Origin of the sequence: Streptomyces yunnanensis (genome assembly GCF_029011865.1) — a bacterium.
Lineage (GTDB): Bacteria > Actinomycetota > Actinomycetes > Streptomycetales > Streptomycetaceae > Streptomyces > Streptomyces yunnanensis.
Genome location: NZ_CP095749.1, coordinates 466,479 through 480,441 on the forward strand (window position 1 = coordinate 466,479; position 13,963 = coordinate 480,441).

The following is a 13,963-nucleotide window of genomic DNA, read 5'->3' on the forward strand; positions in this document are numbered from 1 at the left end:
TCGCCGTTCCTTTTCTTGCTCAATGCCGAGCAGCAAGCGGCTCACTCACACACCGACAATACCTGTCCCGCGACCGTCGGGCCAGCCGCTCACGTTCGATTCGGCGCCCGGAGGGCTGAGAGTGTTCTGCCCGGTCAGCTGGCCGCGGCGCTCCCCCAAGTGTTTCCCAAATGACCGGGTATTCGGGATGCCGCAGTAGGCACTCAGCCGTGCCTACTCCAGGACGGAAGGCATGGAATCCCCGTGCGGAGAGGTACCTTCGCCGGACGGGACGAAGTGCGTGGCAATATCTTCGAGCGTACTGTCGAGCGTCACACCACCCTCGTCGAACCGCAGCCCCGTCCTTTCCGTGATCATCACTGTCAGCTCCGCCAACGACAGCGAGTCCATTTCGAGCGCTCGGGCCGTTGATTGGGGATGGACCAGGTCTGACGAAATCCCGAACTCCTGAACCAGCAGGCGGGAGAGTGTCTCGTACATTAGCGAACACCCTTCTCGTACCGATGTCTTCTCGTGCAACACAGACCACGGACTTACCATGGACTCCGGACGTTCAGTGGAGTCTGCCACCGCGGCCCTTGCGTTTGCACGGCGCCGTTGAGGTTCAGGTGGCACGTCGCTTTCCTGCTTGAATTCTGCGCGGGGAGTAATACGCTCGCGCACGCCGACAATTCCTGTCCCGCGACCGGCTCCGACCAGCCGCCTTATCGATTCTGCACCCGGAAGGCGGTGGCCGCCCGCCCGATCCGCCAAACGGGATGGTCCCTCAACTGGCCTTGTCGAGTTGCTTGGGCGCAAATCATGGTCCGCGCCGGGCGACTTTGACACGGAACCACCACCTCCTGCTACTCCAGCCGTACGTGCCGATCGCCGGCCGCCGTTACGGCATCCGAGCAGATGGCGGCTCGCTGTCGTGCGCTCTTTCCGGGCTGTCTGCGGCCCCTGGGCCTGATGCTCGTGCCGTGCCGGCAAGAGACCTGGCAAGGCACCCGGCAAGTTGAGAGTCGGAGTGCGTTCAGGTCGAGGGGGGCGGCCATGGCATGGGCTCCGGCGTCGTTGAGGTGTATGCCGTCGCCGCTGTCGAACTCGGGGGGGATGTGGTCCGGCCTGGCCGGGTCCGCCACGGCGTCGGCGACATCGAAGACCGAGTCGAAGGTGTCGCTGGTGCGGATCCAGTCGTTCACCTGGCGTCGTGCGGCAAGTCCTTCGGGGGTGTTGTGGCCGGGGTAGATCGCGCCGGCGAACGGGCCGATCTCCTCCGGCAGACAGAGGCTGAGGACGAGGTCGGTGCCAGCCTGGACGGGCAAGTGGACAGCGTCGCTGACCACTTCGCCACGCGCCGGTATCGTCACGTGCCCCGAGCCGTCGAAGCTCAGCGCTGTGCCGGTCTCGGTGACGATCTCGTCGGCGGTCCTGCCCTCGGCAACCCGGGCCTCGGCAACGGTCGGGGGAAAGCGGCCGTAGTGGTTGGAGAGGACGCTGCGGCGTTTTCCCGGCGGCCCGTGTGTCTTCGGGCCGGAAGAAGGGACGAACTGCCCCCTGTTCGCCGTGCATTGATGCCACCACGGTGAACAGGGGGCCGGGCACGGGTGGTTCACACGGTCTTGAGCTGCCCGCCGTCGATGACGAAGTCGGCTCCGTTGACGGCCCTGGTGCGGCCGGAGGCCAGCATCCGGACCACCTCGGCCACCTCCTCCGGCTCGGTGAGCCGGCCGGTGGTCAGCCCGGCCATGCCGGGGAAACCCTCCAGGAACTCTTCGAGCGACTTGCCCGCGGCGGCCGCCAGCCCCGCGCCGAAGCCGTCGGCGTCCGTCCAGGCGGGGGTCCGGGTGGGGCCCGGGGAGACCGTGTTCACCCGGACGCCCTTGGGCCCGAGCTCCATGGACAGCGCCTTGCTCAGGTTGGTCAGCGCGGCCTTGGCGGCACCGTAGTCCACCGTGGGCGGCTGCGGCCCGCGAGCTCGTGCGGACGAGACGTTGACGATCGAGCCCTGGCTCGCCACCAGGTGCGGCAGTGCGGCCCGCACGGTGCGGACGACACCGAAGAAGTTGAGCTCGAAGGTGTGCTGCCACTCGATGTCGTCGATCGCCGCGAACCCGCTGGTGCGCGGCGAGAAGGCGCCGACGTTGTTGACGAGCACGTCCACTGAGCCGAAGGCCCCGTGTGCCTGCCGGATCAGCTCGGCCGGCCCCTGCGGGGTGGCCAGGTCCACGGAGACGGCGAGGGAGGACGCCTCCTTCAGCTCCGGGGTGACGGTACGGGCGGCGCCGACGACCCGGAAGCCGTCCTCCTCCAGGAAGCGGGTCACGGCGAGGCCGATGCCCTTGCTTGCACCTGTCACCACGGCTGTCTTCACGGCTGTCTTCACGGTCATTTCACTGCTCCTCGGGTAGCGCTGGGGACATTCGCTGTGCTGTGCGTGCGTGTTTGGACGTCTGCGGCAGGCGGACCGCGGGGGTCAGCGCCCCGTCGGGGTCGTAGGAGGAGTGCAGGATCCGCCCGAGCGCTTCCTGCTCGCCGCGGTCGCACGGGCCGAAGACGAGCCCGGTGTTCTGGACCGGGGGCGAAACGCCCCAGCCGGCCTCGGTGACCAGATTCTTCTTGCCGGCGGGGAGGGTGGGGTGCGGACGGCCGTCCTGCGGCGGACGCTGGTGCGCGAACTCGCGACTGGTGCGGACGAACGCGCCGTCGGGCCCGGTGCCCAACTCCGGCGCCAGGTGGCTGGCGCGCGTCTCGGGGCAGAGGAGGTGCGTCGCTGCGAGGTAGACGCCGCTGTGCGACCGCGTGCGCCGCCAGAGCTCTCCCCCGCAGTCGGGTGGGCGCGACCTGGTCGAGCTGCCCGTGCGGGACAGGTCCCCGGCTACGGGGAGCGGGCCCCGCCCTCTGCGGGAGGTTCATGCGCATTCTCCTGTCCTTGCGGTCACTTGACGTCGGTGGGGACACCGGCGGCGCGGTAGAGGGCCGGGCCGAAGGGCGTCGGACCACCGCAGGAGAGGAAGACCGCCTCCTGCTCGCCGCTTCCTCGGTCGCCGGCTTCCGCGCGCCGTGCGGCACACCGGGCGGGGCGCCGTGCGGGGCGAAGAGCACGTCGCCGGGGGTACGTAGGCCCCTGGTCGTACATGTAGAGCTGCCCCAGGCCGTCATCCCCGCCTCGCCGGCGGTGAGTTCGAGGTTCCGGTCGGTGGGCGAGCAGAGGGAGGAGGTCCGCTCCAGCGCGAGCCGCTCGACGGTCACGTCACCGTGATCGGATCCTCGAAGACGGCAACGGCCCCCGTTCTCGAAGACCCGGCCGAGCCGCCACACCGGCTCGATCTTCACGACGTTGAGCTTGACGGTCTCCGCCCCCATGGCAGGCTCCACCGGCTCGGCAGCCCACCCCGGTCGAAGGCGGAGAAGGCGAACTCCGAGCGGCGGATGACGCAGCCCTCGGAATCACTTGCAGGCATGCTGGATTCCCTCCTTGAGCAGTGCAGGCTCGATATGCGTACGGCTCAGGCGCCCGCGGCGTGGCCCTGGTGCGCCGAAGCGGTCACTCGGGCAGTGCGGTGAGTGCCGCGTCGATGATCGAGACGAGCAGATCCCGGTCGGGCACGGAGATGCTCATGATGCGCAGTCCCTGCACCATCGTGGTGAGGAACCCGGAGATCGCGTCCACATCGGTCTCGTAGGGGATCTCACCGGCGGCGCGCGCGGAGTGCAGGGCGGAGGCGAAGGCGGCCAGCGTCGCCGTGATGGCGTCCCGCGCGATGCGGGCCGCGCTCTCGTCCTGGGCAACGCGTTCGACGATGGCGCCCACGAGCAGGCAGCCGGGGCGTTCCGCGTCGGCCAGCGATCCGTCGACCCTGTCCAGCAGCAGATCGCGCACGGCCTGCCGCACCGGTACCTGCCGGGCGAGTTGGTCGCGCAGGTGCCGGTTGGTGCTCTCGACGTAGTGGCGCAGGGAGCGCTCGTACACCTCCTGCTTGCTGCCGAAGGCCGCGTAGAGCGAGCCGCGCCCGAGGCCGGTCGCCTCGCACAGGTCCGCGATCGAGGTCGCTTCGTACCCCTTCACCCAGAAGACCTGCATGATCTTGAGCAGGGCCTCGTCCGTCGCGAAGCCGCGTTGTCTCGTCATGGCCTCGACCGTAAGGAATCTTGAACGAACGGTCAAGTAAGCAGCCCACGCGAAGAGCCATTTCACGCCAGTGCTTGGCGCGAAATGCTGAATAATGCCTGATTCATGGGCAGTTAGACGGTGAGGCTCTCGCAACTTACTGGACTGATCGATCCAGCATGGCTAGCGTGATGCCCTGCTAATCGGATGCCCCGTCTGGCCCAGCCCCCCTTGGCCCGTTGCCGGGGCACGGCCACTCCCGGTGCGTTCGCCCGCCGAAACCGTGCTGCCGCCGGGCACTCCCCTGGCGCCTGCCCCGGCCCGGGCGGGAGTCCCGTGTCAGCAACGGGTTCCCTTCCAGCCCCTCTCCCCCTCTTGGAGGTTCATCGTGCCCATTGCCCTGTTCGTCCTGGGTCTTACGATCTTTGGCCTAGGCACCACCGAATTCATGATCGCCGGGTTACTCCCGGAGATGGCCGACGCCTTCGACGTGTCCATCCCCACCGCGGGCATCCTGATCTCCGCCTTCGCCGTGGGCGCGGCCATCGGGGCGCCGGCGGTGGCGTTGGCCTCCGCGCGGCTGCCCAAGAAGGCCACGCTCGTGGTGATCCTCATCGTGTTCCTGGCCGGCCAGACCATGGCGGCCACCGCGCAGAGCTACCACGTCCTACTGATCGCCCGGGTGGTCACCGCCGTGGTCCAGAGCGCCTTCTTCGGCATCGGCGCCGTGGTCGCGGCGGACCTGGTGCCACCGTCCAAGCGGGCCAGCGCCATCGCGATCATGTTCGGCGGGCTCACCATCTCGACCATCGCGGGCGTCCCGCTCGGCGCCTTCCTCGGGCAGCACTGGGGCTGGCGCTCGCCGTTCTGGGTGGTCAACGGGCTGGCCCTGATCGGCCTCATCGGTGTCGCCACCCTGGTGCCCTCCCACAAGGCCGAGCAGGAGGCGAGTGTCCGCAAGGAGCTGTCCGCCTTCCGGAGCGGCCGGGTGTGGCTGGGGCTTGTCACCACCGCGCTCAGCCAGGCCGCGCTCTTCGGCTGCTACTCCTACATCACGCCGCTGCTGACCGACGTCACCGGCTTCTCCTCGGCCGTCGTTCCCGTGCTGCTGGTCCTCTTCGGCGTGGGCACCTTCTGCGGCAGCGTGCTGGGCGGCCGGTTCGCCGACCGGAACCTGATGCGGACCCTGTGGATCGGCATGGTGCTGCTGGCCGCGAGCCTCGCCCTGTTCTCCGCGACGGCGCACCACAAGGTGCTCATGACGGTCACGGTCATCGTCTTCGGCATCGCCGGCTTCCTCATCAACCCCGGCTTGCAGACCCGGGTCCTCAACGAGGCCAAGGGCGCCGCGACGCTGGCGAGCGCCGGCAACATCTCCGCCTTCAACATCGGCAACGCGGCGGGCCCGTGGGTGGCCGGACTGGCGATCAGCGGCGGCCACGGCTATCTGTCGCCCAGCTGGGTCGGACTGGCCTTCGCTCTCGGCGCCCTGGTCACGGCCCTGGCCGGGACAGCCGCCGACGCCGCGGAACGGCGCCGCGGCGGCGCGGCGCCCGGGTCCGCGGACGACGAGATCCCGCTCACCGCTCCGGCAGGCACCACCCGCTGGCACCGAGCGCCCTGAGTCCGCCCATCGCGGTCACGGACGCCAGACCGGCACCGGGGGCCTCCTCGTCGGTCCACGTGGTGGGCGCGTGGGCCCAGGCCGAGAGCACGGCCAACTCCGCCGTCGCGCCGGTGACGCCGCCCAGCCCGAAGACACGGTCACCGATGCTCGCCCCCTGCACCCCCTCACCGATCTCGTCGACCACACCGACGGCATCACGCCCGGGAATCGCGGGCAGATCCACGGGCAGCACCTCCTGCACCGCCCCGGAACGCACCTTCCAGTCAAGGGGATTGACACCGGCCGCCGCGACGCGGATGCGGATCTCGCCCGGCCCGGGATGTGGGTCCGGCACCCGCTCGACCACAAGGGTCTCCACACCGCCGTACTCGTGATAGCGAACTGCGCGCATGACGTTCTGCCTTTCCACGCGGCCGGGACCGGCCGTTTCATGGGATCAGTGGGGTGAATGTTCGGCGAGCTCCGACGCCCAATACGCCAGAACCTGGCGTTGACGTCAGGTGCAAGTCGAGCGGGCCACCCGAGCAGAGGAGGACCGGTGCGCATCGGTGAGGTCGCCGACAAGGCGGGAGTGAGCGTCCGAGCGCTGCGCTACTACGAGGAACAGGATCTGCTCCAGGCGTACCGCAGCCCCGGCGGCCAGCGGCACTACCCCGACACTGCCGTCCCCCGAGTCCGGCTCATCCCACAGCTGTACGCCGCGGGCCTGCCGAGCAGAGTGGTCCGCCAGGTGCTGCCGTGCGTGGACACGGGTGAAGCGCCCCCGGCACTTCTGGACCAACTGGTGGCCGAGCGTGTCCGCATCGACCAGCGGATCACCGATCTGCTCGCTGTGCGCGATCGGCTCGACGACGTGATCGCCATCACGCAGGACCCTGATGCCGACTGCTCCCACGTCCGGTGAAGGCTACTGCCGCAACGACTTCAGACGTCGCCGGCAGATGAGTGCGCATCCGAGGGTGAGGAAGACACTTCGTGGATGTCGTCGCGTATCTTCCACCGGATGCGCAGGCGGCGGAACCGTGCAGGTGGGCGAGGGCGCGCTCCACGACCCAACGCTGGGAGAAGTCCAGGGCGTTCGCACCACGAAGTTCGGCGAGCAGCTGGCCGATCATGCGGGCGTGGAGGGCCTGCACCGATGCAGCAGCGCCGGTGCGGACCTCACGCGCGTATCCGCGGCAGACCGGATGCAGCGCGTCGACGCGACCAACGCCGCACCTCCGTTTCCAGCCCCCGACCCTACTTATCCCAGCACCCGCCCGAGGAAGCCGCGCAGGTAACCCGCGACGACGTCCAGGTGGCTCTCCAGCAGGAAGTGGCCGCCGTTGATCAGGTGCACCTCCGCATCCTTGGCGTCGCGAGCGAAGGCCCGCGCGCCCGCCGGGCCGAAGATCTCGTCGTTGCGGCCCCACACGGCGAGGACCGGGACCTCGCTGGTGCGCAGGAACTCGTGCAGCAGCGGGTAGAGCGGGCGGTTGTTCTGGTAGTCGCGGAAGAGCGCCAGCTGGACCTCGTCGTTGCCCTCGCGGGAGACGAGGGCGAAGTCGTGCTGCCAGGTGTCCGGACTGACCAGGCTCGGGTCGGGCACGCCGTGCACGTACTGCCAGCGGATGGCGTCGATGCTCAGCGCGGCGCGGACGGCGGGTTCGGTGTCGGGGCCGGGGTTCGCCCCGTAGGCCCAGACGTCGGTCCAGAACGACTCGACGAAACCGTCCTCGTAGCCGTTGCCGTTCTGGGTGACGAGGGCGGTGATCCGTTCGGGGTGCTGGAGCGCGAGGCGCCATCCGATGGGGGCGCCGTAGTCCTGGACGTAGAGGGCGTAGCGGTCCAGACCCAGGTGGTCCAGGAGTCCGGAGGTGAGTTCGGCGAGGGCGTCGAAGGTGTAGGCGAACTCCCCTGCGAGGGGGGCGGCGGAGTGGCCGAAGCCGAGGTGGTCCGGCGCGATGACGTGGTAGTCGGCGGCCAGCAGTGGGATGAGTTCGCGGAACATGAACGAGCTGGTTGGGAAACCGTGCAGCAGGATGATCGCGGGGGCGTCGGCGGGGCCGGCTTCGCGGTAGAAGATCTCATGGCCGTCGACAGTGGCGGTCCGATGGTGCACCGAATGCATTTCTAACCCCTTTGAACGCCTAGTCCGGTTAGTTCATCGCCATGCAAGCACGGGATGGTCTAACCTGTCAAAGGATTCGATCCGGTTAGATGGGGAGTGGCACCCGATGGACGCGCTGCTGGATCTGCTCAACAGCAGGCCACTGGTCAACGGCGAGGAACGGGACACGCTCGGTGACCCGGCCGACGGCAGACGCTGGGCGCGGGAGCACGGCGGCGAAGGCGACCTCGCGGAACTGGCGCTCCTGCGCGAGGCGCGGGACGCCCTGCAGGACGTAGTGAGGGGGGAACGCCCGCCCACCGCGTTGAGCCCGCTTCTCGAAGGGGTCCACCAGATCCCGGAGATCACTTCGGATGGTCTTCAGTGGACGGTCAAGGCTCCCCCGCACGCCCGGCTGGCCGTCGAGATGGTCCTCGCCTGGGCCGCCACCGAGAAGCAGCTGCCCGGTCGACTACGTCCCTGCGCCAACGACGAGTGCCAGCTGTTCCTGCTCGACCGCAGCCGCGCCAACCGCGCCCGCTGGTGCTCGATGGCTGTCTGCGGCAACCGCGAAAAAGCACGTCGCCACTATGAACGCACCCGCTGACCCGCCCTCCCCCACGCGGCCATGACGGGAACGCCTCGTGGATGTCGTCGCGGACCTCTCAACCGGTGCGCTCTCCCCGCCTCCGCACCCCGAGCCAGAGGTCGGGAAAGCCCGGCGAGTGAAGACACCCGCCTCCACCCTGCCGCCGCGTTCACCCGGCCACTGGCTCCGGCGAAGCGCGGCCATCGGCCCGGCAGCCGGCTGTGGATCCGTTGGTGAGCACGAGGAGGGAGAACGAGCTCAGCTGGTGAGCACGATCCACACCGCGGCACCGAGGAAGAGCACGCTTCCGGTGAGCAGGCCGATGTACGTAGGTCGGAGGTGCTTCCGGGTGAACACCCTTGCATTCTGGGGGTGTTCGGGCGGATAGACGACCGGCACGTGGGTTCCAAGGTCCATCCCGAACCGCTTCCCCGTGGCCACGGGGGTGAACCTGACGGGTCGGCCCTGCCGGTCGGTGAACTCGATGACGGGCGTCACATCGAAATCGTCCGACGGCGCCAGATACTGGTCCACCACCACCCCCTCGGTGTGTACGCCGTGCCGACGCAGCCGCGCTTGCAGCCGCGCCTCCCGCGCACCGCCCCACAGGCACAGCAGGCTCGCCGACACGGCCAGCACGAAACCGATCACTTCACCTGTCGTCATCCGCCCCCCTGCTCTCCCTCGCGCAGCGCCACCCGGCACGGGCCGCGTACCAGGATGACGCGGCACCCGGCCCGATGGTTCACGAAGGTGCGCGGGCACACCGGCTCCTCGGGCTTACGCGGTCGTGGCGGGGCCCCAAGAAGGCCAAGAAGGGCCGGCAGCCTCCTTCGTCGTCGGGCAGGCAACTCCCGGGTGTGCAGAACGAGGGCCTGACGCAGCACCACCTAGACCTGGGCTGTTCCGAGGGCGTTGCGCAGGAACGCCGTGGCCTGGTCGATGGCTCCGCGAGCGGCTTTGGACTGGCTCAGCGAGTTGAGCAGCATGAAGTCGTGGACCGTGCCGTCGTAGCGCACGGTGGTCACCGGCACGCCGGCTGCGCGGAGCTTGGCGGCGTATGCCTCGCCCTCGTCGCGGAGCACGTCGGCCTCGTCGACGATCAGCAGGGCGGGCGGCAGGCCGGTGAGCTGGCCGATGGCGGCGCGGTTGGGAGATGCGGTGATCTCCGCGCGCTGGTCCGGGTCGGCCGTGTACGCGTCCCAGAACCACTCCATCAGCTTGCGGCTCAGGTAGTAGCCGGTGGCGAACTGGTCGTAGGAGTCGGTGTTCATGGCCGCGTCCGTGACGGGGTAGTACATCGACTGCTGTACGAACGTGACGTCACCGCGTTCCTTGGCCATGAGGGCGAGTGCGGCCGTCATGTTTCCGCCGACCGATTCCCCGGCCACTGCCATGCGCTGTGCGTCCAGCCCCTTGGTCGCACCCTCGCGGACGATCCACTGCGCGGTGGCGTAGCCCTGCTCGATGGCCACGGGGTAGTGCGCCTCGGGCGACGGTGTGTACTCCACGAATGCCACCGCCGCACGGGCGCCGACCGCCAACTCGCGCACCAGGCGGTCGTGCGTGCCGGCATTGCCGAGCACCCAGCCACCGCCGTGCATGTACAGCACGACGGGCAGCGTTCCAGCGGCACCCCGCGGCTTGACGATGCGGACCCGTACGTCTCCCACGGCGGCGGGAACGGTGACCCACTCCTCGTCGACGGGCAGCTTGTCGACCGGTGCGGCCTGGAGGTCGTCGAGGACCTTGCGTGCCGCGGCGGGTTCCAGCTCGTACAGGAACGGGTGTTGCGAGGTCGCGTCGGCGATGTCCTGTGCCTCGGGCTCAAGGACGATTGATGCGGTCTGAGCAGCCATGGGAACGCTCCCTGTCTATTTTGGTCATTTCGCCGCCGGTTCTCAGGGATGGAGCAGGTCCGGCCAGTTCTGCGGGACACGGTCGGCCGGTCCCGGGGTCGACTGGGCGGCCGGGTGGCTGGTCGGCGGGGCCAGTTCGGGTCCGGACTCGTACAGCACCTCGGTGGCGTAGTTCCAGTACCACTCCTCACTCGGCTCGAAGCTCTGCACCACGGGATGCCCGGAGGACTTCCAGTGGGCGGTGGCGTGCTGGGCCGGTGACGAGTCGCAGCAGCCGATGTGGCCGCACTGCGCGCAGCGCCGGAGGTGGAACCACCAGCCCCCCACTGCGTCGCAGTCCGCGCAGCCGGTACTGCGCGGCGGGACGCTCGCCGCGATGCCGTCGATGTCGGTCATACGGACTCCTCGGTGGTCGTGGTTTCGGCCTCGGTCTCGGGGGCGGTCAGCGGCAGCAGCACCTGGAATCGCGTGTCGCCCGGTACGGACTCGACCTGGAGGCTGCCGTGGTGCTTGTTGACGACGATCCGCCAGCAGATGTCGAGGCCGAGGCCGGTGCCCTCCCCGACGGGCTTGGTGGTGAAGAAGGGGTCGAAGATGCGGCTGCGGATGTCCTCGGGGACGCCGGGGCCGGTGTCGCGGAACTCCACGAGGACTCGGTCGCCCTCCCTGGCCGTGCGGACCGTCAGGGTGCCGTCGTGGCCCGTGCTGCCGATGGCGGCCACCGCGTTGTCGACGAGGTTGGTCCACACTTGGTTGAGTTCTGCCGGGTAAGCGGGTACTTCGGGGAGGGAGCGGTCGTAGTCCTTGACCACCCGCACCCGAGGGCCGATCTTGCCGGACAGCATCAGCAGCGTGCTGTCGAGGAGTTCGTGGATGTCGACGTCCCGGTGAGGGGCGCGGTCGAGCTGCGCGTACTGCTTGGCCGCGTCCACCAAGTGGGAGATGCGGGTGGTGGAGTCGTCGATCTCGTCCATCAACAGCTCGGTCTCGACCGTGTAGTTGAGCCAACCGATCGCCCCCGGCAGGATGTCTTCGCCCACGGTCGCCGCGACCTGGTCCAGCCAGTCCGTGTCCAGCCCGGCCTGGACGAAGGCCGGCGCGATCCGCCAACTCTCCGTGATGCCGTGATCCTCCAGCCAGTCGGCGAGCTCGTCCTCCCGGTCGGACGCCTCCAGGGGGGTCAGCACCGGTGCCTTGGCGACGCGTTCGGCGGTGCGTTCCTGGATCTCGATGAGCTCGGCGAGGGCCTCTCGGGAGTAGCGGCCCTGGGCGATGACCGCCAGTTTGTTCCGCATCCTGCCGACCCGCTCACGCAGCGCCGCGGTGGCGCGGACGGCGGCCGCGGCCGGATTGTTGAGCTCGTGGGTGAGTCCGGCGGACAACGATCCGAGCGCCAGCAGGCGTTCGCGCTGGCCGATGGCCCGCTGGGTGTTCTTGGAGCCGAAGAAGAGCCCCTCCAGCAGGTGCGTCGGCATCGGGAACCACTCCCGCATGACGTCCGCGAAGGACTGTGCGGGCAGTACGAAGAACCGGGTCGGTTCGGTCACCCGCATCGAGTTGATGTACGTCTGCGGGACCTGGTCGCCCAGATACGCCTGCATGGCCCCCGCGTACACGCCGCGCTGCGAGGTCCGGCTGACCTCCACATCGTCGCCGCCGACCCGGCGGGACAGTACGACGGTTCCCTCGACCATCACGTAGAAGCAGGTCGCCGGGTCGCCCTCGGTGTACACCGGGCCGGCTTCGAACCGTTCCATCCGTCCCTCGGAGCACAGCCGTCCGAGCTGCTCCGGGGAGAGTTTCTCGAAGAGGAACAGCGAGCCGATCTCGTGCGGGTCGCAGACCATGACCTGTGCGCTCATGACTGCTCCAGGAAGCGGTGGACGAGCATCACGGCCATGGCTCCCTCTCCCACGGCGGACGCGACGCGCTTCGCGGACCGGGCGCGCGCGTCGCCCGCCACGAACACACCCGGGATGCTGGTCTCCAGGTGGTAGGGCGGCCGGTCCAGTGCCCATTCGGGAGGGGGGCGCCCGTCCGGCGTCAAATCCGGTCCGGCGAGGATGAAGCCGTTCTCGTCGCGCAGCACGGTCCCGCCGAGCCAGTCGGTCAGCGGGGCGGCACCGATGAAGACGAACATCCACTGGGCGTCGACGACTTCGGTGGCGCCGGTCACGGTATCCCGCAGGGTCAGCCGTTCCAGGTGCTCCTCGCCGTGCGCCTCCTCGACGACGGTCCGGGGCCGCACGGTGATGTTCGGGGCCTCGTCGATCTGTTGGATCAGGTAGTACGACATCGACGCCGTCAGGGACTCCCCGCGCACCAGCATGGTCACCGACTTCGCGCCCCGCGCCAGGAACACCGCCGCCTGCCCGGCGGAATTCGCGCCGCCGACGACGTACACGTCCTGGCCCTCACAGGACGACGCCTCGGTGAGGGACGAGCCGTAGTACACCCCGCAGCCGGTCAGCTCGTCGCATCCCGGCGCCCCCAGCTGCCGGTACGACACACCGGTCGCCAGGATGACGCTGTGCGCGGCGACCGCTGAGCCGTCGGAGAACCGCACGACGCGCGCCGGACCGTTCACCTCCAGCCCCGTGACCTCGCGCGCGGTGAGGATCTCGGCACCGAAGCGGCTCGCCTGGCGGCGGGCGCGATCGGTCAGTTGCGCACCGGACACGCCGTCCGGGAAGCCGAGGTAGTTCTCGATGCGGGAACTCTGTCCGGCCTGTCCGCCGGTCGCCGACCGCTCGACCAGTACGGTCCGCAGCCCCTCGGAGGCCCCGTACACCGCCGAGCCGAGTCCGGCCGGGCCGCCACCGATGATGACGAGGTCGTAGAACGCGGCGGTCGGCGTGGTCGCGAGCCCCACGTGGGCGGCCAGTTCGGTCGACTCCGGCTCGATCAGCGCGGTACCGTCCGGCGTGATCACCAGGGGGAGCCGTCGGCCGTCGGCCCCGGCCGCCGCCAGAAGCCGCTGTCCCTCCGGTTCGTCGGAGGAGTACCAGCGGTACGGCACCTGGTTGCGCGCCAGGAATTCGCGCGCCCGCGAGGAGGGGGCGGACCAGCGGTGCCCGACCACCTTGGTGGCGGGTACCGGCCGGTAGTCGCTGGACCGCCAGGCCGTGAGGAGATCGTCCAGGACGGGGTAGAGCTTCTCCTCGGGCGGGTCCCAAGGCTTGAGGAGATAGTGGTCGAGGTCGACGACGTTGATCGCGTCGATGGCGGCGTCGGTGTCGGCGTAGGCGGTCAGCAGCACGCGCCGCGCCCCCGGGTACACGCCGAGGGCCTGTTCGAGGAACTCGATGCCGTTCATCTGCGGCATCCGGTAGTCGGCGAGGAGCACGGCCACCAGGTCGCCGCGCAGCTTCAGCTCGCGCAGCGCCTCCAGCGCGGATGCGCCGGACTCGGCGCGTACGATCCGGTAGCCGCCGCCGTAGCGGAGCCGCAGGTCGCGGGCGATGGCACGGGAGACTCCCGGGTCGTCGTCCACCGTCAGGATGACGGTCCGCGTTGCGTCGGTGGCCTGTGCCATGCTCCTCCGCCCTGCGTGCTCCCGACGGCCGGCACGACGAGCTGCCCGAGCCCGCTCCCGACCATCGTATGTTCGATCGAGCCGGACCGCTTCGGCTGCTACGGCCCGTGCGGCCCGGGTGACCTGACGGTGGCAGATCGCTGCCGAGCCTGCGCACCACCTGGTGTGCCG

14 protein-coding genes and 1 pseudogene are annotated in these 13,963 nt (G+C 69.4%); 3 read left to right on the top strand and 12 right to left on the bottom strand.

Features of this window, described 5'->3' with window-relative positions:
- Positions 1–213: 213 nt before the first annotated feature.
- The 5 genes from MOV08_RS02055 to MOV08_RS02075 all read right to left on the bottom strand — a co-directional run bounded on the left by MOV08_RS02055 (position 214) and on the right by MOV08_RS02075 (position 4,114).
- Positions 214–480 carry a phosphopantetheine-binding protein gene (locus tag MOV08_RS02055; RefSeq protein ID WP_052286421.1) on the bottom strand — a complete coding sequence of 89 codons (267 nt, stop codon included), beginning with the start codon at positions 478–480 and terminating at the stop codon, positions 214–216.
- Between the two features lie 365 nt (positions 481–845).
- The gene (locus MOV08_RS02060) at positions 846–1,307 is read right to left on the bottom strand and encodes an SGNH/GDSL hydrolase family protein (protein ID WP_275305919.1); all 462 of its coding nucleotides are present in this window, start codon (positions 1,305–1,307) and stop codon (positions 846–848) included.
- Between the two features lie 287 nt (positions 1,308–1,594).
- On the bottom strand, positions 1,595–2,374 hold the full coding sequence (locus MOV08_RS02065) for an SDR family oxidoreductase (RefSeq protein ID WP_275305920.1): 780 nt from the start codon (positions 2,372–2,374) through the stop codon (positions 1,595–1,597).
- 1 nt (position 2,375) lies between these two features.
- Positions 2,376–2,705 (bottom strand): hypothetical protein, encoded by a 330-nt coding sequence (locus MOV08_RS02070; protein WP_275305921.1) that lies wholly within the window; start codon positions 2,703–2,705, stop codon positions 2,376–2,378.
- Positions 2,706–3,529: 824 nt separating this feature from the next.
- Positions 3,530–4,114, bottom strand: coding sequence for a TetR/AcrR family transcriptional regulator (locus MOV08_RS02075; RefSeq protein WP_039629019.1), 585 nt, complete (start codon positions 4,112–4,114; stop codon positions 3,530–3,532).
- Positions 4,115–4,481: 367 nt separating this feature from the next.
- Here MOV08_RS02075 and MOV08_RS02080 point away from each other — a divergent pair, with 367 nt between their 5' ends.
- A complete protein-coding gene (locus tag MOV08_RS02080) occupies positions 4,482–5,717 on the top strand; it encodes a Cmx/CmrA family chloramphenicol efflux MFS transporter (protein WP_420834116.1) in 1,236 nt (411 codons plus the stop codon).
- Here the strand turns inward: MOV08_RS02080 and MOV08_RS02085 are convergent.
- A pseudogene (locus tag MOV08_RS02085) lies at positions 5,704–6,111 on the bottom strand (alcohol dehydrogenase catalytic domain-containing protein); the annotation flags it as partial. The gene MOV08_RS02080 and the pseudogene MOV08_RS02085 sit on opposite strands and share 14 nt — an antisense overlap.
- Positions 6,112–6,258: 147 nt before the next feature.
- Here MOV08_RS02085 and MOV08_RS02090 point away from each other — a divergent pair.
- On the top strand, positions 6,259–6,624 hold the full coding sequence (locus MOV08_RS02090) for a MerR family transcriptional regulator (RefSeq protein ID WP_275305922.1): 366 nt from the start codon (positions 6,259–6,261) through the stop codon (positions 6,622–6,624).
- Between the two features lie 339 nt (positions 6,625–6,963).
- On the opposite strand, the gene MOV08_RS02095 is transcribed toward MOV08_RS02090, so the two are convergent.
- Positions 6,964–7,830, bottom strand: coding sequence for an alpha/beta fold hydrolase (locus MOV08_RS02095; protein WP_039629021.1), 867 nt, complete (start codon positions 7,828–7,830; stop codon positions 6,964–6,966).
- A 106-nt stretch (positions 7,831–7,936) separates the two neighbouring features.
- On the opposite strand from MOV08_RS02095, the gene MOV08_RS02100 reads away from it, so the two are divergent.
- Entirely contained in the window at positions 7,937–8,416 is a 480-nt protein-coding gene (locus tag MOV08_RS02100) for a CGNR zinc finger domain-containing protein (protein ID WP_275305923.1), read from the top strand.
- A gap of 240 nt (positions 8,417–8,656) precedes the next feature.
- Here the strand turns inward: MOV08_RS02100 and MOV08_RS02105 are convergent, their stop codons facing one another.
- The 5 genes from MOV08_RS02105 to MOV08_RS02125 form a co-directional block, all read right to left on the bottom strand.
- A complete protein-coding gene (locus MOV08_RS02105; protein WP_078875320.1) occupies positions 8,657–9,064 on the bottom strand; it encodes a DUF3592 domain-containing protein in 408 nt (135 codons plus the stop codon).
- 224 nt (positions 9,065–9,288) lie between these two features.
- A complete protein-coding gene (locus MOV08_RS02110; protein ID WP_039629027.1) occupies positions 9,289–10,257 on the bottom strand; it encodes an alpha/beta hydrolase in 969 nt (322 codons plus the stop codon).
- Positions 10,258–10,299: 42 nt separating this feature from the next.
- Complete coding sequence (locus MOV08_RS02115; RefSeq protein WP_275305924.1) at positions 10,300–10,653, bottom strand: UBP-type zinc finger domain-containing protein; 354 nt, start codon at positions 10,651–10,653, stop codon at positions 10,300–10,302.
- Positions 10,650–12,119 carry an ATP-binding protein gene (locus MOV08_RS02120; RefSeq protein WP_275305925.1) on the bottom strand — a complete coding sequence of 490 codons (1,470 nt, stop codon included), beginning with the start codon at positions 12,117–12,119 and terminating at the stop codon, positions 10,650–10,652. The genes MOV08_RS02115 and MOV08_RS02120 overlap by 4 nt, the downstream gene beginning before the upstream one ends.
- Positions 12,116–13,792: an NAD(P)/FAD-dependent oxidoreductase gene (locus MOV08_RS02125; RefSeq protein WP_039629033.1), complete on the bottom strand. Its 1,677-nt coding sequence runs from the start codon at positions 13,790–13,792 to the stop codon at positions 12,116–12,118. The genes MOV08_RS02120 and MOV08_RS02125 overlap by 4 nt, the downstream gene beginning before the upstream one ends.
- Positions 13,793–13,963 lie beyond the last annotated feature (171 nt).

Excerpts from the sequence above, each read along its gene's own strand:
- MOV08_RS02100 (WP_275305923.1), top strand. The coding sequence starts at position 7,937 with ATGGACGCGCTGCTGGATCTGCTCAACAGCAGGCCACTGGTCAACGGC.
- MOV08_RS02110 (WP_039629027.1), bottom strand. The coding sequence starts at position 10,257 with ATGGCTGCTCAGACCGCATCAATCGTCCTTGAGCCCGAGGCACAGGAC.
- MOV08_RS02115 (WP_275305924.1), bottom strand. The coding sequence starts at position 10,653 with ATGACCGACATCGACGGCATCGCGGCGAGCGTCCCGCCGCGCAGTACC.
- MOV08_RS02095 (WP_039629021.1), bottom strand. The coding sequence starts at position 7,830 with ATGCATTCGGTGCACCATCGGACCGCCACTGTCGACGGCCATGAGATC.
- MOV08_RS02125 (WP_039629033.1), bottom strand. The coding sequence starts at position 13,792 with ATGGCACAGGCCACCGACGCAACGCGGACCGTCATCCTGACGGTGGAC.
- MOV08_RS02055 (WP_052286421.1), bottom strand. The coding sequence starts at position 480 with ATGTACGAGACACTCTCCCGCCTGCTGGTTCAGGAGTTCGGGATTTCG.
- MOV08_RS02120 (WP_275305925.1), bottom strand. The coding sequence starts at position 12,119 with ATGAGCGCACAGGTCATGGTCTGCGACCCGCACGAGATCGGCTCGCTG.
- MOV08_RS02065 (WP_275305920.1), bottom strand. The coding sequence starts at position 2,374 with ATGACCGTGAAGACAGCCGTGAAGACAGCCGTGGTGACAGGTGCAAGC.
- MOV08_RS02075 (WP_039629019.1), bottom strand. The coding sequence starts at position 4,114 with ATGACGAGACAACGCGGCTTCGCGACGGACGAGGCCCTGCTCAAGATC.
- MOV08_RS02105 (WP_078875320.1), bottom strand. The coding sequence starts at position 9,064 with ATGACGACAGGTGAAGTGATCGGTTTCGTGCTGGCCGTGTCGGCGAGC.